Consider the following 22,545-nt stretch of genomic DNA (forward strand, 5'->3'; position numbering starts at 1 on the left):
TAAAAAATGGAAGTCCAATATCCTATTTCCATTGATTGGAGCAAAGACGAAGTAATTAAAGTAGTTAATTTTTTTGAATTGATTGAGAAAGCCTATGGTCACGGTGTTCATAAGGGTGAATTAATTAGTAGCTATCATGAATTTAAAGATGTTGTTCCTTCTAAATCTGAGGAAAAACAAATCTTTAAACAGTTTGATAAAGAGACGGGCTTTTCAACTTATCACGTTGTTAAAGAAGCGAAGCAAACAGAACGTGATTTAGTAAAAATGACAACATAAAAACCAGGGGGGAAACCCCTGGTTTTTATGTTGTAGGTTGAAGTGAAAGGCGATAAAACGGCATGAGCGATTCAAACGTTTTTTTAACCTCTTGAATAAATTGTTCCCCGTCTTGCAATAGTGGATCATCGCTCGTAAAATGACGTCCAATGAGAAACTCCCCTTTTTTTACATCGCGGAAGCGGGTTAGAACCTTATCAAGTTCAACATCTTTAAGAGGTTGACTTGCTTTTTTCTTTGTATGATCAGTGGAAATCCAATAAGATGCCGGAACGTCTTCTATAAGCTTATCCATATGATCTAAAAGTAACGTAGCCATTTGTGGCTTACCTGGCAGCTCATAAATGTATGCGAGCCATACAAAAACATGATCATCAAATAGGCCAATTTGAAAGTGAGGGTGCATTTTGTATCCGCGTTTATTGTGAGAAAATGCCATCCATGTATCAACTGGTGGGTTCTTTGTTCTTCGTGCATGACGGGCAATGTGAAGGTGCATTTCATTACCAGCAAGCATTTCTAGATCACTTATCACGTCGTCGCTAATCGCCTGGAATTTTGGCTGTATTCGTTCTTGAATGGCTTCCATTCTCGCATCAAGTCCTTCGATTTGGAAGGCGTTAAAATCGTGTTGAGTAAATCCGCTAAATGACATAATATCCTCCATTACGACAAATTTTTATACATTTATAGTAACATAGAACTGCAATTTATATGAAAACTGACGATTGATGTGTAAGGATAGGTTTGAAAAAGAAGCAAAAGAGGAAAAATAGTAACAAATATAGAGGTTGCATAGTGAGCAGGGAAGGCATAAGATATAGTAATCAAAGCAGAAATATCAGAATATTCCGTCTTATAAGGTTTCTCTGATAACTATGACTGCTTAATCGAAAAGAAGAGGGGTGTAGGTTACCATGAAACAAGTGATTCAGTCATTACAAAGAAACGAAGCAGAGAAGCGGATTCCGGTATTGAGGATGGAGATTGACTATGAGCTGGCAACGCTACACGATGCAATGACGGCTAGTGATCAAGATGAAATGGCGAGATGTAAAGTGAAGCTTGAAGAACTTCGTAAAGAAATGATTAGATTAGAAGCTTAGCAAAACGAACCTTGCAAAAAGGTTCGTTTTTTCTTCTTTTCCTGTCATAATAAGAACTAGCATGAAATATAAGGTAAAAGGAGATCGAACCATGACACAGCAGACGAATTGGAATCGCGTATATGATGATGCTATTAAATGGATTAAAGAAGCGGGAGAAGAAATCATGTCTTCCTTTACAACATCTTTTAACATTGAGTCAAAAAGCAATCCGAACGATCTCGTTACGGACATTGATAAGCAAACTGAGAAATTTTTTATTCAGAAAATAAAAGGTACATATCCAAACCATCGCATTATGGGAGAAGAGGGATTTGGAGACGAAATAGAAGATTTAGATGGTGTTATTTGGTTTCTTGATCCGATTGATGGAACGATGAATTTTGTTCATCAACAAACCAATTTCGCAATATCGATCGGGATATACGAAGATGGAGTAGGGAAACTTGCGTTTATTTATGATGTAACAAAAGACGAGCTATATCATTGTAAAAAGGGCTCAGGTCTATACCTTAATGATATACAAGTAAAACCGTTGCAGTCGACGAATCTTTCAGAATCCCTATTAGCTATCAATGCAACGTGGGTTACGGAGAATCATCGTATCGACCCGCGCACCTTCTCACCTCTTCTAAAAAAAATAAGAGGCACCCGTTCTTATGGTAGTGCTGCAATTGAGATGGCTTTCGTAGCGGCGGGGCGTCTTGATGGGTATGTCTCCTTACGGCTTGCCCCTTGGGATTTTGCGGCTGGTAAAATGTTAATTGAGGAAGCGGGAGGCATTTGTACTACAGTGGATAATAAGGAAATTGATTTGTTAGATAAAAACACCATCTTTGTCGGTACTCCACTGTTTCATTCACAGGTTCAAAAAGAGTACATCCAACCAGCGCTTGATCAAAAATTCTATTTAAGAACTCCTTCAACAAAATGAAATCTGTAACTTCGACAAGCAAGGAAAGGTTCGCAAACCTCCTAATAGAATGGACAATGGAAGATAAAGATTGGCTTGAAGAAGAATTTGGGCGGATCCCAATCGCAGAAGATATATTTACCTATATACAAGCTTATGAAGGAATGGGATGTGAATTTAGGCTTTGGTTTAAAGATGAATCTCCTGTAGCCATTACAGCCGTTCTTGATCAGGCTCCATCAAATCAAAAGTCCTGGTTAGGTACGATCGTTGTCGATCCTGTTCAGCGAAAAAAGGGAGTCGGTCATGAAGTTATTCAGTGTATAGTAGGTGAAAAAAAAGAGGTTGTTTTTGCTGGCATTCCCTTAGAGCAGAATGAGTGGAGTTTGTTTTTAGGGAAATGTGGGTTTGAACAATACGCTATTGAAGGTGAAGGAAAAAAGTATTTAATTTTTGTACATCCTAACGAGCATTAAAACACCATTAAAAAGAGCTGTTCAGTGATGAACAGCTCTTTTTAATGTTATTGTTCAGCTTTACGTTTAATTCGAAAACCCATTCCCATAAAGAAACCTACTCCAATAAATGAAAGAAGTCCGCCGATCCAGCTTTGTTCAGCTATAGAAATACCGATTGCACACATGCTTGCAACCGCCAGAATGGCCATTAAGAGTAAAAGGAATTGATGCTTGTTCATGCGGAAAGCCCCCTTTATAGTACTAGTGTACAATAACCGGGTTAAGCTGGAAAGAAGAGAAATTTCGCCTTAAGCGATATCTGTGTTATAATGGTCTAGTTATTGAGTTTATCGTCAGAAATAAGACGAGAATACGAGGAGAGAATAATTAATGGCAATAAGAGAAGATATTCGTAACATCGCAATCATTGCCCACGTTGACCACGGTAAAACGACGCTGGTAGACCAAATGCTTCATCAATCAGGTACGTTTCGTGACAACGAGCAAGTAAGCGAACGTGCGATGGATTCGAATGACCTTGAAAGAGAACGCGGGATCACAATCCTTGCTAAAAATACGGCAATTAACTATGAAGACAAACGAATCAACATTATGGATACACCTGGTCACGCTGACTTTGGTGGTGAAGTTGAACGTATCATGAAAATGGTAGACGGTGTTCTTCTAGTTGTTGACGCTTATGAAGGCTGTATGCCACAGACACGTTTCGTGCTGAAGAAAGCTCTAGAGCAGAAGCTTACACCAATTGTAGTTCTTAACAAAATTGACCGTCCTGCAGCACGTCCTGAAGAAGTTGTGGATGAAGTTGTTGATTTATTTATTGATCTTGGCGCGGACGAAGATCAGCTTGACTTCCCTGTTGTCTATGCCTCTGCAATTAACGGAACAGCTAGCCTTGATCCTGAAGTGCAAGATGACAATATGAAAGTTCTTATGAACACAATTATTGATAACATCCCAGCACCAATTGACAATAGTGATGAGCCGCTTCAATTCCAGATCACTCTTCTTGACTACAACGATTACCTAGGAAGAATTGGTATCGGACGTGTGTTCAGAGGAACAATGAAAGTCGGCCAGCAAGTTGCATTGATGAAGGTTGATGGAACAGTTAAACAGTTCAGAGTAACAAAGCTCTTTGGTTTCATTGGCTTGAAACGTACAGAGATTGAAGAAGCAAAAGCTGGAGACCTTGTTGCAGTATCTGGTATGGAAGAAATCAACGTTGGAGAAACAGTTTGCCCATACGATCATCAGGAAGCACTGCCTATCCTACGTATTGATGAGCCAACGCTTCAAATGACGTTCCTTGTAAACAACAGTCCTTTTGCTGGTAAAGAAGGTAAGTACATTACAAGTCGTAAAATTGAAGAACGTCTTAGAGCACAGCTTGAAACAGACGTAAGTCTTCGCGTTGAAAACACAGATTCTCCAGATGCATGGGTTGTCTCAGGACGTGGTGAGCTTCACCTTTCAATCCTGATTGAGAACATGCGTCGTGAAGGATTTGAGCTTCAAGTTTCAAAACCTGAAGTTATCGTACGTGAAGTAGACGGTGTTGCAAGTGAGCCCGTTGAACGTGTTCAAATTGACGTACCTGAAGACTACACTGGTTCTGTAATGGAATCACTTGGTGAGCGTAAAGGTGAAATGGTTAACATGGTGAACAACGGTTCAGGTCAAGTTCGTCTTGAATTTATGGTGCCTGCACGTGGTTTGATTGGTTACTCAACTGAGTTCCTTACACAAACACGCGGTTATGGTATTATCAACCACACATTTGAAACGTATATGCCTCTTATTAGCGGTCGTGTAGGTGGACGCCGTGCTGGTGTACTTGTTTCCATGGAAAAAGGAAAAGCATCAGAATATGGTATTATGGGTGTTGAAGACCGCGGTACAATCTTCGTAGCTCCAGGTACTGAAGTTTACGAGGGAATGATCGTTGGGGAACACACTCGTGAGAATGACATTACGGTTAACATCGTTAAAGTGAAGCAGATGACAAACATGCGTTCTGCCAACAAAGACCAAACAGTTTCTATGAAGAAGCCTCGCGTTCTAACGCTTGAAGAAGCACTTGAGTATTTGAACGATGATGAGTATTGCGAAGTAACACCTGATTCGATTCGTCTTCGTAAGAAAATCCTCGATAAGAACGAACGTGAAAAGAACGCTAAAAAGAAAAAAACAGCCCAATAAGGGTGTCTAATGCGATTCAAAAGGGGCATCCCTTTTGGATCGTTTTTTTATTGTTTTATCAATCTTATTTTTTCTGTCCTATGTAGGACTTTTTTTCTAAATGGAAAGAAATCGTTTACTTTTATTTGTGATTTCATTTATTATGCTTTTATACCGGGGGTGGAAAAATGAATACAGAACCTACTATACAATCTGAAGATTTATCTTTTTTCGCTAAGTTAGTTGGCATTGAAGACAATATGACGATGGGATTTTATTTGCTATATGCGATTATTGTTATCCTATGTATTGTTGTTTATCGTCTTGGCTTTGCCAAAAAACTACCGATCCTTAAAAATGTCATTGTATACGCTGTTCTTGTTATAGGGTGTTTTCCGCTAACCTTTTTTGGAATAGGATTGCCTGTTGCTGAAGGATTAGTGGCTTCTGCTGTCGTATTAATTATTTATAAGATGCGACTTAACCAGTCGAAGAAAAAAGAAGCCTAGCGTTAAAGGAGGGAAGCTTTGAATCTTCAGGATACAATGTACAATTGGCTTAGTATTAAAGTTGTGGCAAATCAAAGACAGAGCGATCAGGCGGCGCAAGATACGTATGAATTCTTCCATGAAATATTAACGGAAGATCATCTGGTCTCTGATTTGAATGTGGAGGTGTCACATGACTATTACGTTGTTCATTATCGACAAAACGGAGAAGAAGATTCAAAGAAGTTTCCAGTTGAATTAATCGAAGCGCTGTTAACTTCGATTGAAAATGAACCAAAATATAACCATCAATAAGGAAGAAAGACGTGCTCCGAGCACGTCTTTCTTAAACGAAGTTATTTTTCACTCCATGTATAGATACAGAACAAGAGTGCAGCATAAATCAAATGCCCAAGTGTCCAGTAGCTAATGGCTGTAATGTCCCATAAATCAGGAGTTGGTTTTATTGCCAGGTAGGTGAGCGGAAAGTATAGAAACACGGTGGGTAGTGTCAGCACATAGGCGAAAATAGCCTGCGCTCTTCTTTGATGAGCAAAATAACGGGAACTTCCAACGCTGTAAACAACACCGATAATAAGAGATATTATAAGATGGAAAAGGAATTCAATCCATTCAGGCCAATTGATATTCCCGATAATCGGTATAAAATCAATGTTTAGAAGAAGGGTATAAACAAGTTTACCTGTTACGGCTTCGATTCCTTTTAAGATGAACCCTAGAGCAATTCCCGCAATCGTACCAGCAATAAGTCCAGACTTGATTTTACCACTCATCATTTGTTTCATCCTGATGAAACAGTTTGAAATTACCTGTATCTTTCCGTTCTTTTGTGCGACTTTCAATTCGATCATTGCAGGTGTCACACATATAAGTGTGGATCGGTCGGTTGCGAAGCTTTTTAGCTAGCGGACTACCGCTTTCAATTTTTTCAATTTTATCACATAGTACACATTTTACACGCATTGTTAACACCTCTCATTCCATGTTGCTAGTATAGCATGAATAATCGCATCCTTTGCAGTATAATGCGTTAAATCGAAGGAATTAACTGGAGGGAATAGTATGCCTAATAAAGTAGACGTTACTCTTTCAAATGACCTTTTAACACTGCTTAAAAGAGAGCAGTATGTTCTTCTTTCGACCATTGATCATGAAACAACCGGGCCAAATGTAAGTGCCATTTCATGGCTTTATGCGGTTGATCAGCAGTCAATTGTATTTGCTGTTGATCAAAAGTCGCGAATCGTCTCTAATATCAAGGTGAATGATCAGATTTCAATCACGCTAATTGGAAACGAAAGTACGTATGCTATTACTGGAAGAGCTCTTTTAATGGAAGAGAGGATGGAAAACGTTCCACTGAAGCTTACGAAGTTTAAGTTAGATATTAAGGAAGTACGTGATATTATGTTCTATGGAGCAAAAATGTCGGTAGAGCCTGCATATGAAAAAATTTATGATCCAGAAGCAGCAGCTAAGTTAGACCGCTCCGTGATGGCACAGCTTAAAAAAGAAACGAACCGTTAACGGTTCGTTTCTTTTTTTGAGTTAAATCTAATTACTTGTCTAGATCTTGTTTCTCTTGCTGTTGTTTTAATTCATTTTCTTTTGACTTAGGTAGCTGTTTATCGTTCGAGCGAACTGGCTCTTGTTCGGATTTATTTGCTTTGCTAGGAACTTCAGGCATTAACCTACCAACAATATCTGCTAGTTCCTCCATTATGCCACCTACAGGATGCCCTCGTTTAATTTCAGTTGCCATTTGTTTTAATCGATAAGTTGTATCTGCATCTGCGGTAACGACAGCATTTGCTCCATAAGGGTCTTTTAGGAGTGCTTCTGCAACAGTATACTTAATGGAGCTTACACGTGTACGATCAAGTTTTTGATTCACATCAATTCCTACTACCGCATATTTTCCAGTAACAACTGCGGTTGCGTCATTAACATCAGGAACTTGTTTGGCAACAGTGACGAGATGTTCTGCAATCTCTGTCGCTGACATATCTTGATTCTCAGGTGTGCGCACCGACTGCTTTACGTATTGGACGCGCTCGGTCTGCTCTTTTTCTTCTACAACAGGTTCATCATTTGCCTGACAGGCTGCAAGAAGAAAGAGAGCAATAATCCATTGAATTTTATACATTCGATTACCTCCGTAATGAGCAATTTAGAAACAAATCACTGCAGTTTGTTAATTATTTTCTGAATAACCGTCTAACTTTATACGCTAGTTCATAGATTATAGAAAACGTAGATAGTCCCAACTGTTTTTCGTACCTGTTATAGCAATTTAAATTTGGTCAGGAGGCGAAGTGTTGGATAAGGTTTACGTCCTAGATACGAACGTGTTACTCCAGGATCCAAATGCGATTTATTCGTTTAATACGAATGAAATTGTCATTCCGGCTGTTGTGTTAGAAGAAGTGGATTCAAAGAAAAGGTATATGGATGAAATTGGAAGGAATGCCAGGCAAGTATCACGCATGATTGATGGCTTTCGAGAAAGAGGAAAGCTCCATGAGTCGATTCCTTTAGAAAATGGAGGAACGCTTCGAATCGAACTCAACCATCGATCATTTCAATACTTACAAGATAAATTTGTGGAGAAAACAAACGATAATCGGATTCTAGCCGTGGCGTTAAATTTATTTCTAGAAGAAGGAAAGTTAAAATCAGGACGTACCGTTATTCTTGTGAGTAAGGACGCGTTGGTTCGTGTCAAAGCCGATGCAATGGGAATACAGGCAGAGGATTTTTTAACTGATAGAGTCGTGGAATTTAACCAAATTTACACAGGGTATGAGGAGAGATATGTCGATTCAGAACTGCTGAATCAATTTTTTGAAAAGCAATTTATTGATGCTAAGAAACTAAAGGGAAGGCCGCTCTATCCTAATCAATATGTGATTCTAAAAGACCCTGTACAGGCCTCTTCATCGGGTATTGGAAAAGTCGACAAAAATGGGAACAGAATTGAAAAAACGGCTATGGAAACGGAGTATATGTGGGGGATTGGTCCTCGAAACGTTCAGCAAAGAATGGCATTGGACCTGCTTGTTCGAAGTGACATTCCTCTTGTTACGCTAGTAGGGAAGGCAGGAACAGGGAAAACGTTGCTTGCGATGGCAGCTGGTTTAATGCAAACAGAAGATTTAAATCGATACAAAAAGCTGTTTATTGCAAGACCGATTGTACCAGTTGGAAAAGATATTGGGTTTTTACCTGGTGAGAAAGAAGAGAAGCTGCGCCCCTGGATGCAGCCAATCTATGATAATTTGGAGTACTTATTTAATGTGAAGAAAACGGGTGAGCTTGAAAAGATTCTCTCGGGAATCGGTTCCATTCAAGTAGAAGCACTGACGTATATTCGTGGTAGGAGTTTACCTGATCAGTATATTATCATCGATGAAGCACAGAATTTAACGAAGCACGAAGTAAAAACCATTTTAACGAGGGTGGGCGAAGGGAGTAAGATTGTGCTTCTCGGTGACCCGCAACAAATTGATCATCCCTATCTAGATGAATATACAAATGGACTCACGTATGTTGTAGAAAAATTTAAAGATCAGCCGCTTAGCGGACATGTTAAGCTCGAGAAAGGTGAACGTTCTCTGCTTGCCCGAATTGCAGCTGATCTTCTTTAAATGACGGTAATACCTAAAATATTCTTAAGGGGGTCTGATGCATTAGATCCATCTCCAAAATAGAAGTGGGTAGGTCCATCTTCCCTGAGCGGCTTTCCGTCTTTTGAAAAGCGAAGAAAGCCGTTCATCGCTTCTTCCAGTGTTAAAACATGCTGGTTACCATCACTCGATTCAAGCTGAACCTTGTCACTAGCGGGCTCTGCATTTGAGAGGAATGGTTTTAACGGAATAACAAAGCTTCCAGTTAAAACTCGTTCTTTCTCAAAACGTTTAATGCTTTTGTTAACGGGAGGTTTGATTCCTGTGCGTTCTCTTTCCCACTGCTTGGCTTGAGCTCGGATGTAATCGTTCTCATTCTTTTTAATTGAATCGTCAAATTTCAAAAAATCCTCTAGTTCCATCTTGCGATCATCAAAAATCCATACGCTTGCATCTAAGGTAATAGCATAATTGACTTTCCCCTTGATGGGTAGAATCGTTTCCATCTCATACACCCCACTATCAAAATCTTTTGCAAACCAAGTATACCGGTTATGCTTGCATTTGTCACATTTGGGGAACAGTAGGGCGAGAGTCAATTTTTCCGAGCGGGAGGATTTAATATGAGATGTCGTACAGAAGAAGAACTAGTAGAACTAGTCAGACGAAGTAAACCTTATACAAAGGATGGGAAAGTAGCGGACTATATCCCAGCTCTTGCAAAAGCAGAGCCCGATAAACTTGCCATTGCCATTTATTCTAAGGAAGATGGTTGCTTATCTGCCGGTGATGTTGGGGAGACGTTTACGTTACAAAGTATCTCTAAAGTTCTTACGTTAGCTCTTGCCATCATGGATGCAGGAGAAGAGCACGTTTTCTCAAGGGTAGGGATGGAACCGACGGGAGATCCGTTTAATTCAATTGCGAAGCTTGAGACAATGGTGCCCTCAAAACCTCTCAACCCAATGATAAATGCCGGAGCTTTGGTTGTAACAAATATGATTCATGGAAACTCAGTGGAAGAAAAAGTTGGTCGGATTTTACAGCTCATACACGACATGACGAATAACTCGAGTATTGGAATAAATATGGAAGTAGCTGATTCTGAATATGAGTCGGCTAATCTTAATAGAGCATTAAGTTACTTTATGAAACAACATGGCATCATAGACAATGACGTTGAAATGCTTCTTGAAGCCTACACAAAACAGTGTGCCATTGAAGTGAATTGTAAAGACCTTGCTAGGATCGGGATGGTTCTTGCAAATGAAGGTAGGGATCCTGAAACAGAACGGAGGATTATCCCTAGATACATTGCGAGAATTGTAAAAACATTTATGGTAACGTGCGGTATGTACAACGCTTCAGGCGAATTTGCTATTAATGTAGCGATACCTGCGAAGAGTGGTGTTTCGGGTGGGATTTTAAGCCTTGTACCAAATGAAATGGGAATTGGAGTCTACAGTCCGCCACTTGATGCGAAAGGAAATAGTATTGCAGGTAATAAGCTCCTTGAAAATTTATCTTCACAGTATGGACTAAGTATTTTTTAAAGATGGTTGCGTTTACCCTGCTTTTTCTTGCAATTTTTTTGTATTCCTTTTATGATAAGAGAAGGAATGGGAAAGGGAACGGAGGGATCAGATTTGTCAACTGGTATGGCAACAGGACATCGTGAAAAAGCATACGAGCTGTTAAAAGCCGATGCTCATAAGATCCTAAAACTTATCGAAGTTCAAATGGAGAATTTAACGATGCCTCAGTGTCCTCTGTATGAAGAGGTTCTTGATACGCAAATGTTTGGTTTATCTCGCGAAATTGACTTCGCGGTTCGTCTTGGATTAGTTAATGAAGAGGATGGCAAGGAGTTGCTTGAATCACTCGAGCGCCAGCTTTCAGCTCTTCACGAAGCTAGTATGAGGAAATAATGAAAGCTCAAACTATCGTAGATAGTTTGAGCTTTTTGTTTTTCTGTAGAGAACCAGTTTAAATGAGTTCAAAGTGAAAATCGCTTGTTCTCTTTAAGCAGACACATTAATTTCCGAGTATGAGCAGAAAATATGATAGAATACGAGTAGGTTATGAAAGAATTCAGAAGATTTTAGGAGTAGATACGAATGAATGATTTGCTCATGGTGCTCCTGATCATTGCTCCAATCAGTTTGTTATTTCATGAAGCAGGTCATACACTGGCCGCAAACATTTTCACATCCTCCAGTGTAAACCTTCATCTTGGGATCGGACCAAGAGTATTGACATGGAAGCATTCTAGAGGAGAAGTAGCCGTTAACGCCTTCTACTTTGCAGGAGGAATGACCATCAGTGCACAACCTGAAAAAGCCTATGCAAAAGTAGCAATCGCCATAGCAGGTCCACTCGTTAACCTCATGATCGCTGCACTAACACTTCTTTACCCGTTCCATCCATCTATCACAACCTGGGTTTTATTCTTTAACCTCTGGCTAGGCATAACCAACCTGATCCCTTTCAAACTGCTAGGAAAAGAATCAGACGGATGGACCATAGTAAAAGCAATTATCAAAAAAACTTAATTTCTATAGGACAGGCAGGTTTCAAACAAAAACCATCGAAAACTTATACATACTTCGAAAAGCGGAAGCGCCCGTTTAGACACGGCAGGCACTGGAACCTTTTCATTTGAACACGGTCTTTGTGTTCGGATGAAAAGGTGAAGTGACCGAGTGTCTGGGCGCTGCAGCTGGACAAGAAAAGCGGAGACGAGCGTTTAGACACGGCAGGCACTGGAACCTTTTCATTTGAACACGGTCTTTGTGTTCGGATGAAAAGGTGAAGTGACCGAGTGTCTGGGCGCTGCAGCTAGCCCGAAAAGCGTAGCGGGCAGGCTAAAACACTTAAAAGGTATCTAAATGAAAACCACTAACATCAAATCGAACTGTGAACTGATGAGGACTTCTTAAGAGAAAATAAACAGGTAGGATGACGTCTATGATTAAAAAATTATTTAAGCATTATGATTACTCGTTAATCATTAGTGTGCTACTATTGTGCGGATTTGGACTTGTGATGGTTTATAGTGCAAGTATGGTTTGGGCTGTTATGCGTCATGAAACAAATAGTGCTTATTTCTTTAATAGGCAAATTATTTGGCTAGCGGCTTCCCTTATTATGTTTTTCCTTGCGATGATTTTTCCTTATAAAGCGTATCGGAAGTTTATTGTACCGATCCTTGGGTTATCCGTCATCTCGCTATTGCTTGTAAAAGTAATCGGCTCAACAACGAATAATGCTCAAAGTTGGATTGAAATCGGCGCCTTTAGCTTTCAGCCGTCTGAATTTGTCAAACTTGGGTTAATTATTTACCTTGCTGCCATTTACTCCAAAAAGCAAGCTTATATTTCTAATTTTGTAAGAGGGGCTATGCCCCCACTTCTCGTAATTGGATTGATTTTTGCATTAGTTGCTTCACAGCCGGATTTAGGTACAGCTATGATTATCGCATTAACTTCTGGAATCGTGATTTTCTGTTCTGGAATGAAGTGGAGTCATATTTTGGGCCTTATCATAATAGGTGGCATTGTCTTCGGCTTAGCCTGGATGTCACTATCGCCTGAACAAGCTTCAAGATTTACAGGTGCTTATGATCCTTTTTCAGATCCAGAAGATAGCGGCTTTCACCTTATTAATTCTTATATTGCAATAGCATCAGGAGGCATTACTGGCCAGGGATTTGGACAAAGCATACAAAAATATGGCTTTCTCCCTGAACCCCACACCGATTTCATTATGGCAATTGTCGCTGAAGAGTTGGGGCTGTTAGGGGTTGTATTTGTAATTGGATTGCTAGGCTATATCGTCTTCAAAGGGTTTGTTATTGGAATTCGATGTAAGGATACTTTCGGCAGTCTGTTAGCGATTGGGATTTCTGGAATGATTGGTGTTCAGACCGCCGTTAACTTGGGTGCTATTACTGGCTGGTTACCCGTTACAGGTGTTCCGCTTCCGTTTATTAGCTATGGAGGTTCATCTTTAATTCTACTAATGATATCAGTAGGGATATTAATAAACGTTTCTGCGTTTGTGAATATAAGAAAAGAACAAAAATCAGGTTATATCAACAAGGATAGTAACGTTCAAATGGAGCTTTAGTTTAAGGAGGAATTATCATGACAGCTATTTCAAAAATTCTTGTCGCCAATCGAGGAGAAATCGCAATTCGTATTTTTCGTGCCTGTACGGAGTTAAATATCCGGACAGTCGCGATCTATTCAAAAGAAGACAGTGGTTCTTATCATCGATATAAAGCAGATGAAGCTTATCTTGTTGGAGAAGATAAGAAGCCGATCGATGCTTATCTTGATATTGAGGGAATTATTGAAATTGCCAAAACAAATAACATCGATGCGATCCATCCTGGCTATGGTTTTCTTTCTGAAAACCTTCAGTTCGCCAAACGTTGTGAAGAAGAAGGCATCATATTTATTGGTCCAGAGCTTGAACACCTCAGAATGTTTGGAGATAAAGTGGAGGCGAGAAAACAAGCGATTCTTGCGGGTCTTCCCGTTATCCCTGGAACAGATGGCCCGGTCGAAGGCCTTGATGAAGTAAAGGCTTTTGCTGATGAAAATGGCTATCCTCTGATGATAAAGGCTGCTCTTGGTGGCGGTGGAAGAGGAATGCGGATCGTTCGAAGTCAGGAAGCGCTGGCGGATGCATACGATCGCGCGAAATCAGAAGCGAAAGCTGCTTTCGGTGCCGATGATATTTATGTGGAGAAGTTTGTCGAGAATCCTAAGCATATTGAAGTTCAAATTCTTGGAGATAAACATGGAAATACGATTCATCTCTATGAAAGAGACTGCTCTGTCCAGCGTCGCCATCAAAAAGTTGTTGAAGTAGCACCAAGCGTATCTCTTAGTGAGGATGCTAGAAGAGAAATATGTGAAGCTGCAGTTAAGCTGATGGAAAATGTGCAGTACGTTAACGCAGGTACAGTAGAATTTCTAGTTAATCAAAACGGTGAGTTTTATTTTATAGAAGTAAATCCCCGCGTGCAGGTTGAACATACAATTACAGAAATGATTACGGGAATCGATATTGTGCAATCACAAATCATGATTGCAGAAGGTGAAAATATTCATGGTGATCGCCTCGGTATTCCAGAGCAAGAGGCCATCGACTGTCACGGATATGCCATTCAATGTCGTGTTACCACAGAAGATCCGGAGAACAACTTTATGCCAGACACCGGAAAACTTATGGCTTATCGATCAGGTGGTGGCTTTGGCGTACGTCTGGATGCAGGGAATGCTTACCAGGGCGCGGTTATTACCCCGTATTATGATTCATTGCTTGTTAAGCTCTCGACCTGGGCACTAAGCTTTGACCATGCTTCATCTAAAATGGTCAGAAATTTAAAAGAATTCCGGATTAGAGGAATTAAAACAAATATTGCTTTCCTTGAAAATGTAATGAAACATGAGAATTTCAGATCAGGTGTTTATGATACGTCATTCATAGATTCATCACCAGAGCTGTTTGTGTTTCCAAAGCGAAAGGACCGCGGAACGAAGATGCTCTCGTACATTGGGAATATTACGGTTAATGGATTTCCAGGTCTTGACAAAAAGAAAAAACCAACATTTTCAAAAAGAAGGGTACCGCATTTAAAATACAGTGAAGAAATCCCTCGAGGTACTAAGCAAATTCTTGATGAAGAAGGGGCAGAGGGACTTGTACAATGGGTGAAAGAGCAGAAGAAGACCTTGCTCACAGACACGACATTCCGAGATGGGCATCAATCGCTCCTCGCCACAAGAATGCGTACAACAGATTTACTTCACATTGCTGGTCCAACAGCGAGAATGACGCCGAATTTGTTTTCAATGGAAATGTGGGGCGGTGCAACGTTTGATGTTTCTCTGCGCTACTTAAAAGAAGATCCATGGGATCGTCTAATAAAATTGAGAAAGCAAGTGCCGAACGTCATGTTCCAAATGTTACTACGCGCTTCGAATGCCGTTGGTTATAAGAACTATCCAGATAACTTAATTCGTGAATTTGTACAAAAATCTGCTGATGCTGGCATTGACGTATTCCGTATATTTGACAGTTTGAACTGGGTGGAAGGTATGACAAAGGCCATTGAGGCAGTGCGTGAAACAGGGAAGATTGCTGAAGCATCGATTTGTTATACTGGGGATATCTCTGATCCTTCTAAATCAAAATACAACTTAACTTATTATCAGGAGCTTGCTAAAGAGTTAGAACAAGCAGGAGCACATATTCTCGGCATAAAGGACATGGCTGGCCTTTTGAAACCACATGCCGCATATGAACTCGTTTCAACTTTAAAGGAAACAGTCTCAATCCCAATCCACCTTCACACGCATGATACGAGCGGTAACGGAATCTATACATACGCAAAAGCCATTGAGGCAGGCGTAGATATTGTGGATGTAGCAGTAAGCTCTATGGCAGGGTTAACATCTCAACCAAGTGCCAACTCCTTGTATTATGCACTTGATGGTTCAGACAGAAAGCCGGACATCAATATAAACGCGCTAGAGCAATTGTCTCATTACTGGGAGGATACTCGAAAATATTATAGCGGGTTTGAAAGTGGCATGACAGCTCCGCACACAGAAGTGTACGAGCATGAAATGCCAGGCGGGCAATATAGTAACCTTCAACAGCAAGCAAAAGGTGTTGGTTTAGGAGAACGCTGGGATGAAGTTAAGCGGATGTACCGAAGAGTTAATGAAATGTTTGGTGATATTGTAAAAGTAACACCTTCTTCAAAAGTTGTCGGAGATATGGCGCTATACATGGTCCAAAATAACTTAACTGAAGACGACGTTTATGACCGTGGTGAAACGCTTGATTTTCCTGATTCTGTAGTTGAACTATTCCAGGGTTACCTTGGCCAGCCTTATCAAGGATTCCCAAAAGAACTTCAGCAAATTATTCTTAAAGGGAGAGAGCCAATTACGACACGGCCGGGGGAACTCCTCGAACCTGTGAATTTTACAGATTTGAAAGAGACTCTTTACCACAAACTAAATCGTCAAGTCACGAGCCATGATCTTATCTCTTATGCGCTCTATCCAAAAGTCTATCTAGAGTATGAAGAGGTTCAAGAAATGTTTGGTGACGTATCTGTTCTTGATACGCCAACCTTCCTCTATGGCATGCGTTTAGGTGAAGAAGTTGAAGTAGAGATTGAACAAGGTAAGACATTGATTGTAAAACTAGTATCCATTGGAGAGCCAAACATAGAAGGGAAGCGTACGCTTTACTTTGAGTTGAATGGTCAGCCTCGTGAAGTAGTTATTAAAGATGAAAATATTAAAACCGCTATAGCCGCTAAACCAAAAGCAGATCGCGCTAATCCTAACCACATTGGTGCAACAATGCCTGGAACAGTTATAAAGGTACTTGTTGAAAAAGGTGAGAGAGTAAACAAAGGCGACCACCTGATGATTACAGAAGCGATGAAAATGGAAACAACTGTTCAAGCTCCTCGAAGTGGGGTTGTAGAACATATCCATGTAGCAAATGGTGAGGGTATTGAATCAGGAGATCTATTGTTAGAAATGAACGAATGAAAAAAAGCTGCGCATTTTGCGCAGCTTTTTTTATTGCCTGCCACTTCGCAGGGAAAGCATAACTAGGTAGAGTAGAACGGTAAATAGTCCAGATATAAAAAGTCCATGGAAGAGGGCAAGAAATAAATTTAAATTTGAAACGACAACAAGCATACCACTCAATGCCTGCAAGCTTACAAACACAAACGAAACAATAAGACCTGTTCGCATCGTTCCTTTAGATTTAAACTCTTTCAACCCAATAATTAAAATATAAAGCAGCCAAACAAAAATGAATATTGCTGCCGCTCGGTGTAACATTTGAATTCCCTGCGGTCCAGTTACTGCAAAGAGTTGACCATCGCTACAAAACGGGACATTCTCGCATGCCATGCTCGCCCCTGTATGGCGTACTAGCGCACCTGTATAAACCACAATATAGGAATAAATGGTGATCGCGTATAAATGAATGCGAATACGCTTAGGCACATGAGGCGTTTTTTGATTACCTGAAGCTTCGAATACGAGAATGGTTAAAAGAACGACACTTGCAAAACTAGCTAGCGAAAAACCAAAGTGTGAAGCAAGGATAATATCTGACTGCCCCCAAACAACAGCAGCAGCGCCAAGCAATCCTTGGAAGACAATTAAGAATACAGAAGCAATCGCTAGAAATTTCGTTTCGCGAAGATGTCCTATTTTTCTCCATGTCCATATCGCAAGAATAATAACGAGGAGTCCTAAAGCTGCTGAAACGATTCTGTGACTGACTTCAATAATCGTTTCAATTTCAGGTGCCTCAGGTAGAACCTTTCCATAGCAGAGCGGCCAGGAGTTCCCACAGCCGTCACCTGATCCCGTTTTTGTTACGACAGCGCCCATTAATAGAACGAGTAACATGCCAAACGAGGTTAAAATCCCGAATAATTTCAACAATTTATTCACAAATAACACCTTCTTATCTAATTAAGTGTAAATCATAGTACAATGAATGTGTGAAGAGGCAAAACCAACATTGTGCGTATGAAAGGATAGACCATTATGAAACGACGTATACAAAACAATTAGATTCGTTTATAATGGATAAGGATTGCGGATACTGCTTCCTTTCACAAAACCAACATTATCTTACCATAGCTGTTAGCAAGATATAATAGTAAGATGTGAAGATTGATTTACATTTTGCTTAACAGAATGGAAGAAACCTGGAGGGGTAATCGTGATAGCAAATAATAAACAGGGCTTACACAGTCTTCTTATAAGATTGTCTAACATGAATGATCGAAAGACTGATTTACTTCAGTCGATTGAAAAAGGAGGTGTGTAGATTGAGTAAAGCTAGAACTGCATATGAAGCTTCGAACCGCGTTATGGAACCAGGTCCATTATCAGAGGCAAATCCGTCTGGTACTTGGAAGGATTTCTTAACACTTACTAAATTAGGAATTGTGTTTGATAATTTAATTACCGCATTCACTGGACTATGGGTTGCCTCAGTTGCTGCAGGATTTGATCTATTCGCTAATCCAATGGTGCTTATTCTTACAATGTTGGGAACAGCTTTTGTTGTTGCCGGGGGAACATCGTTGAATAATTACATTGACCGTGATATTGATCAGGTGATGGCGAGAACAAACACACGTCCATCTGTAACCGGTAAAATCCCAGCAAACCAGGTATTATTTGTAGGTCTCGGGCTATCAATAGCTGGAACGATCATGTTGCTAATCGTTGAACCGATGGCGGCGTTGCTAGGTCTATTAGGGCTTGTGATCTACGTTGTGCTCTATACAATGTGGACAAAACGGACAACTTCATTGAATACGGTTGTGGGCTCGTTTTCTGGTGCGCTTCCGCCACTTATTGGCTGGGCGGCAATCGATCCAAACTTAAGTCCAGTCGCATGGGGAATGTTCTTGATTATGTTTATCTGGCAGCCGCCTCACTTCCTCGCACTAGCGATGAAACGGGTTGATGATTATCGAGATGCTGGAATTCCAATGTTGCCAGTTGTGGCAGGATTTCCAATGACCAAGCGCCAAATTGTATTATATACAGCTGCACTTGTGCCAGTTTCCCTATTGCTATACAGCTTTGGGCCGGTATATATTACCGTGGCAGCCATTCTTGGTTTCGGCTGGCTCGCAATTGGCATAGCAGGATTTTTTATGAAGGATGATATAAAATGGGCGCGAATTATGTTTGTATACTCGCTTAACTATATTACAATCCTATTCATTGTTATGATTGCTGTAAATATTAATCCTTAAGAGTATGAATGAAAGTATGGTCAGACATGGTGGGTAGGGATGCCCACCTTGTCTTCCTATAACTCAATTTTGAGTAAAAGCTATTATGAAAGTGAGGTTTAAGGTGCAAATGAAACGTTGGAGAAATGTTTGGCGTTTTTTACCACTGCTATCGGTAATTGCGTTAGCGCTTACGGGTTGCGGGAACGAACAGCTAACAGCTATGCTTCCTAAGGGAGAAGGGGCTGAAATGCAATTTAATCTCATGATGTTAAGCCTTTACATCATGATCGGGGTTTTCGTTGTAGTAGCACTCATTTATACAGTTGTGCTTGTTCGTTTTAGACGACGTGGTGAAAGCGACAATGAAATTCCAGAGCAAACGGAAGGTAACGTAGTTCTTGAGATTCTATGGACAGTCGTTCCGATTATTCTTCTTTTGATCCTTGCCGTACCGACAGTTATGACGACGTTTGCATTGGATGAAGGAACTGAAAAAGTGCCTGAAGGTGCAACCGTTATCAAGGTAACAGCACACCAATACTGGTGGGAATTTGAATATCCAGATCTTGAAGTGAAAACGTCTCAAGATTTGTACATCCCAACTGGAGAAAGAGTTTATTTTGAACTCGTTTCCAAGGATGTAACGCATTCATTTTGGGTACCTACTTTAGGTGGGAAAATGGATACGAACACAGCTACAACGAATAAAATGTGGCTGAATGCTCAGGAACCTGGTACATATTATGGTAAGTGTGCTGAGCTATGTGGACCATCACATGCATTGATGGACTTTAAAGTAATTGCTCAAGAAAAAGAAGATTTTGAAGCGTGGGCAGAAAAAATGAAAGAAGCCGGTTCACAGGCAGCTTCTGATCAAGCAGCTCAAGGGGAAGAAATTTTCGCGAACAGCTGTATTGGGTGTCACGCTGTAGGTAGTGAAGGCGGTAACACCGGTCCAAACTTAACAAACTTTGGAGATCGTGAGAAAGTGGCTGGAATTCTTGATCATACAGATCAGAACATCAAAGACTGGATCAGTAATCCATCAGAATTCAAGCCAGGTAATAACATGCCTGCTTTTGGCGATCAGCTAAATGATGAAGAGCTTGATGCTTTAGTTGTTTACTTACAAGGACTAAAAGTTGAAGAATAGTCATCGGAAATAAGGAGGTTTCATTCGTGTCAGCACATGCTTATAAAAAGAAAAATCCTGTATGGGATTGGCTTACTACCGTTGACCATAAGAAGATCGGGATTCTTTATCTCGCTTCCGGTGCTTTCTTCTTTCTACTCGGTGGTTTAGAAGCGATCTTACTGCGGGTGCAGTTGCTTTATCCAGAATTTGATTTTGTAGGAGCTGAAACATTTAACCAGCTACTTACGATGCACGGGACGACAATGATCTTCCTGGCAGCCATGCCGCTCATATTTGGGTTTATGAATGCGATCGTACCGCTCCAAATTGGGGCAAGAGACGTTGCGTTCCCATTTGTAAACTCCCTTGGCTTCTGGTTGTTCTCACTTGGTGGCGTGCTATTGAACCTTGGTTGGTTCATGGGCGGCGCTCCGGATGCAGGTTGGACCGGGTATGCACCACTATCAACCACAAGTCCTGGTAACGGAGTTGATTTTTACGTACTTGGACTTCAGATTTCAGGGATCGGAACGTTAATCGGGGGAATTAACTTCCTAGTTACCATTATTAACATGCGAGCACCAGGTATGACCTTTATGCGTATGCCGTTGTTCACATGGTCTAGTTTTATTACTTCTGGTCTTATTCTTTTTGCTTTCCCTGCTCTAACAATTGGTCTTGCATTACTTATGTTTGATCGTTTGTTTGGTTCTCAGTTCTTTGCAGCTGAAGCAGGTGGTAACCCGATTATTTATGAACATCTTTTCTGGATCTTCGGGCACCCGGAAGTTTACATTCTTGTTCTTCCAGCTTTCGGTATGTTCTCTGAAATCATTGCAACATTCGCAAGAAAGCGTCTGTTTGGTTATTCAGCAATGGTTTTCGCAACGGCTCTTATTGGTTTCTTAGGTTTCATGGTATGGGTTCACCATATGTTTACGGTTGGACTTGGCCCAATTGCAAACTCAATCTTTGCGGTTGCAACAATGTTAATCGCGGTTCCTACAGGTGTAAAAATCTTTAACTGGCTCTTCACCATGTGGGGAGGAAAAGTAAGTTTTCCAACGGCTAACTTATTTGCAGTAGGATTTATTCCTTCGTTTGTACTTGGTGGTATGACGGGGGTAATGCTAAGTGTGCCACCTGCTGACTATCAATACCATGATAGTTACTTTGTAGTTGCTCACTTCCACTACGTTATCGTTGGTGGTGTGGTATTTGGTCTCTTTGCTGGTATGTACTACTGGTGGCCGAAAATTTTCGGTACAGTCTTAAATGAATTTCTTGGAAAGCTTCATTTCTGGTTATTCTTTATTGGCTTCCACCTTACGTTCTTCCCGATGCATTTCTTAGGTCTTATGGGAATGCCGCGTCGAGTTTATACGTATCTTTCTGGTCAAAGTTTAGATGAGGCAAACTTTGCTGCAACGATGGGTGCATTCTTGATGGGTCTTGCAACAATTATTATGGTTTGGAACATTATCCAAACATCTGTTAAAGGTAAAAAAGCTGGAAATGATCCATGGGATGCACGTACACTCGAGTGGGCGATTGCATCACCTGCTCCAGAATATAACTTTGCTCAAACGCCACTGGTACGAGGCTTAGATGCCTGGTGGCTTGAAAAACGCGCAGGTAATAAGGAAATGATTGCCGCGGAGCCGTTAGATGATATTCATATGCCGGATTCTTCTATTCTTCCACTCGTTCTTTCTCTTGGGTTATTTATCGCAGCTCTTGCAGCGATTTACTCAAGCTGGATAATTGCGATCGGTGGTCTTGTAATTACTGCAGCTGCGATGATTCTTCGCTCTGTTATTGATTATCATGGCTATCACATCCATAAAGAAGATCTGCCTGCTGAAGGGAGGGAAGGCAAATGAAATCGAACGAAACAATGACTAAATTGCCTGCCAATCCAGAACGGGCTACATTAGATGGTAAAAATAAATTCCTTGGTTTCTGGTTCTTCCTCGGAGGCGAAACTGTGCTTTTCGCCTCGCTTTTTGGGGTATACTTAGGACTAAGGAATGCAACAAACGGTGGCGTTACATCGAATGAACTGTTTGAACTACCACTTGTTTTTATTGCAACTATGCTTTTGTTAACAAGTAGTTTAACGTCGGTGTTTGCTACGATGGCACTCAAAACAAATCATTTTAAGCGTATGATTGGATGGTTTGTGGTAACAGGACTTCTTGGCCTTGCTTTCCTAGGACTTGAAATTTATGAGTTTAATCACTATGTACATGAATATGGTCATACGATTAAAAGTAGTGCATGGGGATCTGCTTTCTACACGTTAGTAGGTACTCACGGAGCTCACGTATTTGTGGGAATTTCCTGGATTACGATTCTAATTATTCGTAATCTAAGAAGAGGGATGGACCTGTATACGGCGCCGAAATTTTATCTCTTTGCTCTTTACTGGCACTTTATTGACGTTGTATGGATTTTCATCTTTACAGTCGTTTACCTAATGGGAAAGGTGGGTTAATTT

At 40.6% G+C, this 22,545-nt stretch carries 25 protein-coding genes; 18 read left to right on the top strand and 7 right to left on the bottom strand.

The genetic code is table 11. From position 1 onward, the window contains the following. The first annotated feature begins 6 nt into the window (after positions 1–6). Positions 7–279: a UPF0223 family protein gene (locus tag PQ578_RS12945; protein ID WP_273834722.1), complete on the top strand. Its 273-nt coding sequence runs from the start codon at positions 7–9 to the stop codon at positions 277–279. 25 nt (positions 280–304) lie between these two features. Here PQ578_RS12945 and PQ578_RS12950 read toward each other — a convergent pair whose 3' ends face one another. Next, positions 305–934: a YktB family protein gene (locus tag PQ578_RS12950; protein WP_273834724.1), complete on the bottom strand. Its 630-nt coding sequence runs from the start codon at positions 932–934 to the stop codon at positions 305–307. A 262-nt stretch (positions 935–1,196) separates the two neighbouring features. Between PQ578_RS12950 and PQ578_RS12955 the strand changes: the two genes are divergently transcribed. The 3 genes from PQ578_RS12955 (at position 1,197) to PQ578_RS12965 (ending at position 2,774) form a co-directional block, all read left to right on the top strand. Continuing rightward, positions 1,197–1,385 (top strand): hypothetical protein, encoded by a 189-nt coding sequence (locus tag PQ578_RS12955; protein ID WP_273834726.1) that lies wholly within the window; start codon positions 1,197–1,199, stop codon positions 1,383–1,385. A 91-nt stretch (positions 1,386–1,476) separates the two neighbouring features. After that, positions 1,477–2,319 carry an inositol monophosphatase family protein gene (locus tag PQ578_RS12960; protein ID WP_273834729.1) on the top strand — a complete coding sequence of 281 codons (843 nt, stop codon included), beginning with the start codon at positions 1,477–1,479 and terminating at the stop codon, positions 2,317–2,319. A 56-nt stretch (positions 2,320–2,375) separates the two neighbouring features. Continuing rightward, on the top strand, positions 2,376–2,774 hold the full coding sequence (locus tag PQ578_RS12965; RefSeq protein ID WP_273834730.1) for a GNAT family N-acetyltransferase: 399 nt from the start codon (positions 2,376–2,378) through the stop codon (positions 2,772–2,774). A 47-nt stretch (positions 2,775–2,821) separates the two neighbouring features. On the opposite strand, the gene PQ578_RS12970 is transcribed toward PQ578_RS12965, so the two are convergent. Then, complete coding sequence (locus PQ578_RS12970) at positions 2,822–2,995, bottom strand: DUF5325 family protein (protein ID WP_098443243.1); 174 nt, start codon at positions 2,993–2,995, stop codon at positions 2,822–2,824. Between the two features lie 151 nt (positions 2,996–3,146). Between PQ578_RS12970 and typA the strand changes: the two genes are divergently transcribed. The 3 genes from typA to PQ578_RS12985 all read left to right on the top strand — a co-directional run bounded on the left by typA (position 3,147) and on the right by PQ578_RS12985 (position 5,761). Then, positions 3,147–4,979 (top strand): translational GTPase TypA, encoded by a 1,833-nt coding sequence (gene typA, locus PQ578_RS12975; RefSeq protein WP_098443244.1) that lies wholly within the window; start codon positions 3,147–3,149, stop codon positions 4,977–4,979. 167 nt (positions 4,980–5,146) lie between these two features. Further along, positions 5,147–5,467 carry a YlaH-like family protein gene (locus PQ578_RS12980; protein ID WP_160919220.1) on the top strand — a complete coding sequence of 107 codons (321 nt, stop codon included), beginning with the start codon at positions 5,147–5,149 and terminating at the stop codon, positions 5,465–5,467. Between the two features lie 18 nt (positions 5,468–5,485). Further along, positions 5,486–5,761, top strand: a complete 276-nt coding sequence (locus PQ578_RS12985; protein ID WP_224879562.1) for a hypothetical protein — start codon at positions 5,486–5,488, stop codon at positions 5,759–5,761. 41 nt (positions 5,762–5,802) lie between these two features. Here the strand turns inward: PQ578_RS12985 and PQ578_RS12990 are convergent, their stop codons facing one another. Further along, complete coding sequence (locus tag PQ578_RS12990; protein WP_273834732.1) at positions 5,803–6,240, bottom strand: hypothetical protein; 438 nt, start codon at positions 6,238–6,240, stop codon at positions 5,803–5,805. After that, entirely contained in the window at positions 6,230–6,430 is a 201-nt protein-coding gene (locus PQ578_RS12995; RefSeq protein WP_098443246.1) for a YlaI family protein, read from the bottom strand. The genes PQ578_RS12990 and PQ578_RS12995 overlap by 11 nt, the downstream gene beginning before the upstream one ends. Positions 6,431–6,529: 99 nt before the next feature. Here PQ578_RS12995 and PQ578_RS13000 point away from each other — a divergent pair, with 99 nt between their 5' ends. Then, a complete protein-coding gene (locus PQ578_RS13000; RefSeq protein ID WP_273834733.1) occupies positions 6,530–6,994 on the top strand; it encodes a pyridoxamine 5'-phosphate oxidase family protein in 465 nt (154 codons plus the stop codon). Between the two features lie 31 nt (positions 6,995–7,025). Here the strand turns inward: PQ578_RS13000 and PQ578_RS13005 are convergent, their stop codons facing one another. Next, complete coding sequence (locus tag PQ578_RS13005; protein WP_273834734.1) at positions 7,026–7,613, bottom strand: YhcN/YlaJ family sporulation lipoprotein; 588 nt, start codon at positions 7,611–7,613, stop codon at positions 7,026–7,028. 172 nt (positions 7,614–7,785) lie between these two features. On the opposite strand from PQ578_RS13005, the gene PQ578_RS13010 reads away from it, so the two are divergent. Continuing rightward, positions 7,786–9,114 carry a PhoH family protein gene (locus PQ578_RS13010; protein WP_273834735.1) on the top strand — a complete coding sequence of 443 codons (1,329 nt, stop codon included), beginning with the start codon at positions 7,786–7,788 and terminating at the stop codon, positions 9,112–9,114. On the opposite strand, the gene PQ578_RS13015 is transcribed toward PQ578_RS13010, so the two are convergent. Then, positions 9,111–9,599 (bottom strand): peptidyl-prolyl cis-trans isomerase, encoded by a 489-nt coding sequence (locus tag PQ578_RS13015; RefSeq protein ID WP_273834736.1) that lies wholly within the window; start codon positions 9,597–9,599, stop codon positions 9,111–9,113. The two genes, PQ578_RS13010 and PQ578_RS13015, sit on opposite strands and share 4 nt — an antisense overlap. Positions 9,600–9,716: 117 nt before the next feature. On the opposite strand from PQ578_RS13015, the gene glsA reads away from it, so the two are divergent. From glsA to pyc, 5 genes are all read left to right on the top strand, one after another. Beyond that, positions 9,717–10,646, top strand: coding sequence for a glutaminase A (glsA, locus tag PQ578_RS13020; protein ID WP_273834737.1), 930 nt, complete (start codon positions 9,717–9,719; stop codon positions 10,644–10,646). Between the two features lie 105 nt (positions 10,647–10,751). Next, a complete protein-coding gene (locus PQ578_RS13025; RefSeq protein WP_098445722.1) occupies positions 10,752–11,021 on the top strand; it encodes an Fpa/YlaN family protein in 270 nt (89 codons plus the stop codon). Positions 11,022–11,210: 189 nt separating this feature from the next. Further along, the gene (locus PQ578_RS13030; protein WP_273834741.1) at positions 11,211–11,645 is read left to right on the top strand and encodes a site-2 protease family protein; all 435 of its coding nucleotides are present in this window, start codon (positions 11,211–11,213) and stop codon (positions 11,643–11,645) included. A gap of 415 nt (positions 11,646–12,060) precedes the next feature. After that, positions 12,061–13,221: a putative lipid II flippase FtsW gene (gene ftsW, locus PQ578_RS13035; protein WP_273834743.1), complete on the top strand. Its 1,161-nt coding sequence runs from the start codon at positions 12,061–12,063 to the stop codon at positions 13,219–13,221. Positions 13,222–13,238: 17 nt separating this feature from the next. Next, a complete protein-coding gene (pyc, locus tag PQ578_RS13040; protein WP_273834744.1) occupies positions 13,239–16,679 on the top strand; it encodes a pyruvate carboxylase in 3,441 nt (1,146 codons plus the stop codon). A gap of 30 nt (positions 16,680–16,709) precedes the next feature. On the opposite strand, the gene PQ578_RS13045 is transcribed toward pyc, so the two are convergent. Then, a complete protein-coding gene (locus PQ578_RS13045) occupies positions 16,710–17,603 on the bottom strand; it encodes a COX15/CtaA family protein (RefSeq protein ID WP_273834745.1) in 894 nt (297 codons plus the stop codon). 383 nt (positions 17,604–17,986) lie between these two features. On the opposite strand from PQ578_RS13045, the gene cyoE reads away from it, so the two are divergent. From cyoE to PQ578_RS13065, 4 genes are all read left to right on the top strand, one after another. Beyond that, positions 17,987–18,928: a heme o synthase gene (gene cyoE / locus PQ578_RS13050; protein ID WP_098443257.1), complete on the top strand. Its 942-nt coding sequence runs from the start codon at positions 17,987–17,989 to the stop codon at positions 18,926–18,928. Positions 18,929–19,037: 109 nt separating this feature from the next. Further along, positions 19,038–20,063, top strand: coding sequence for a cytochrome c oxidase subunit II (gene coxB / locus PQ578_RS13055; RefSeq protein WP_165995183.1), 1,026 nt, complete (start codon positions 19,038–19,040; stop codon positions 20,061–20,063). A 26-nt stretch (positions 20,064–20,089) separates the two neighbouring features. Beyond that, on the top strand, positions 20,090–21,928 hold the full coding sequence (ctaD, locus tag PQ578_RS13060; RefSeq protein ID WP_273834746.1) for a cytochrome c oxidase subunit I: 1,839 nt from the start codon (positions 20,090–20,092) through the stop codon (positions 21,926–21,928). Then, entirely contained in the window at positions 21,925–22,542 is a 618-nt protein-coding gene (locus PQ578_RS13065) for a cytochrome c oxidase subunit 3 (protein ID WP_273834749.1), read from the top strand. The genes ctaD and PQ578_RS13065 overlap by 4 nt, the downstream gene beginning before the upstream one ends. Positions 22,543–22,545: the final 3 nt, after the last annotated feature.

It is taken from the genome of Guptibacillus sedimenti (genome assembly GCF_028610665.1).
In the GTDB taxonomy this organism is placed as follows: domain Bacteria; phylum Bacillota; class Bacilli; order Bacillales; family Guptibacillaceae; genus Guptibacillus; species Guptibacillus sedimenti.

Bases quoted from the DNA above. Each gene is read 5' to 3' on its own strand.
- PQ578_RS13030 (WP_273834741.1), top strand. From the start codon at position 11,211: ATGAATGATTTGCTCATGGTGCTCCTGATCATTGCTCCAATCAGTTTG.
- typA (WP_098443244.1), top strand. From the start codon at position 3,147: ATGGCAATAAGAGAAGATATTCGTAACATCGCAATCATTGCCCACGTT.
- PQ578_RS13025 (WP_098445722.1), top strand. From the start codon at position 10,752: ATGGCAACAGGACATCGTGAAAAAGCATACGAGCTGTTAAAAGCCGAT.
- PQ578_RS12960 (WP_273834729.1), top strand. From the start codon at position 1,477: ATGACACAGCAGACGAATTGGAATCGCGTATATGATGATGCTATTAAA.
- PQ578_RS12990 (WP_273834732.1), bottom strand. From the start codon at position 6,240: ATGAGTGGTAAAATCAAGTCTGGACTTATTGCTGGTACGATTGCGGGA.
- PQ578_RS12950 (WP_273834724.1), bottom strand. From the start codon at position 934: ATGTCATTTAGCGGATTTACTCAACACGATTTTAACGCCTTCCAAATC.
- PQ578_RS13000 (WP_273834733.1), top strand. From the start codon at position 6,530: ATGCCTAATAAAGTAGACGTTACTCTTTCAAATGACCTTTTAACACTG.
- PQ578_RS13065 (WP_273834749.1), top strand. From the start codon at position 21,925: ATGAAATCGAACGAAACAATGACTAAATTGCCTGCCAATCCAGAACGG.
- PQ578_RS12945 (WP_273834722.1), top strand. From the start codon at position 7: ATGGAAGTCCAATATCCTATTTCCATTGATTGGAGCAAAGACGAAGTA.
- PQ578_RS13005 (WP_273834734.1), bottom strand. From the start codon at position 7,613: ATGTATAAAATTCAATGGATTATTGCTCTCTTTCTTCTTGCAGCCTGT.
- pyc (WP_273834744.1), top strand. From the start codon at position 13,239: ATGACAGCTATTTCAAAAATTCTTGTCGCCAATCGAGGAGAAATCGCA.
- PQ578_RS12970 (WP_098443243.1), bottom strand. From the start codon at position 2,995: ATGAACAAGCATCAATTCCTTTTACTCTTAATGGCCATTCTGGCGGTT.
- PQ578_RS12980 (WP_160919220.1), top strand. From the start codon at position 5,147: ATGAATACAGAACCTACTATACAATCTGAAGATTTATCTTTTTTCGCT.
- coxB (WP_165995183.1), top strand. From the start codon at position 19,038: ATGAAACGTTGGAGAAATGTTTGGCGTTTTTTACCACTGCTATCGGTA.
- glsA (WP_273834737.1), top strand. From the start codon at position 9,717: ATGAGATGTCGTACAGAAGAAGAACTAGTAGAACTAGTCAGACGAAGT.
- ftsW (WP_273834743.1), top strand. From the start codon at position 12,061: ATGATTAAAAAATTATTTAAGCATTATGATTACTCGTTAATCATTAGT.
- PQ578_RS12965 (WP_273834730.1), top strand. From the start codon at position 2,376: ATGGAAGATAAAGATTGGCTTGAAGAAGAATTTGGGCGGATCCCAATC.
- PQ578_RS13015 (WP_273834736.1), bottom strand. From the start codon at position 9,599: ATGGAAACGATTCTACCCATCAAGGGGAAAGTCAATTATGCTATTACC.
- PQ578_RS12995 (WP_098443246.1), bottom strand. From the start codon at position 6,430: ATGCGTGTAAAATGTGTACTATGTGATAAAATTGAAAAAATTGAAAGC.
- PQ578_RS12955 (WP_273834726.1), top strand. From the start codon at position 1,197: ATGAAACAAGTGATTCAGTCATTACAAAGAAACGAAGCAGAGAAGCGG.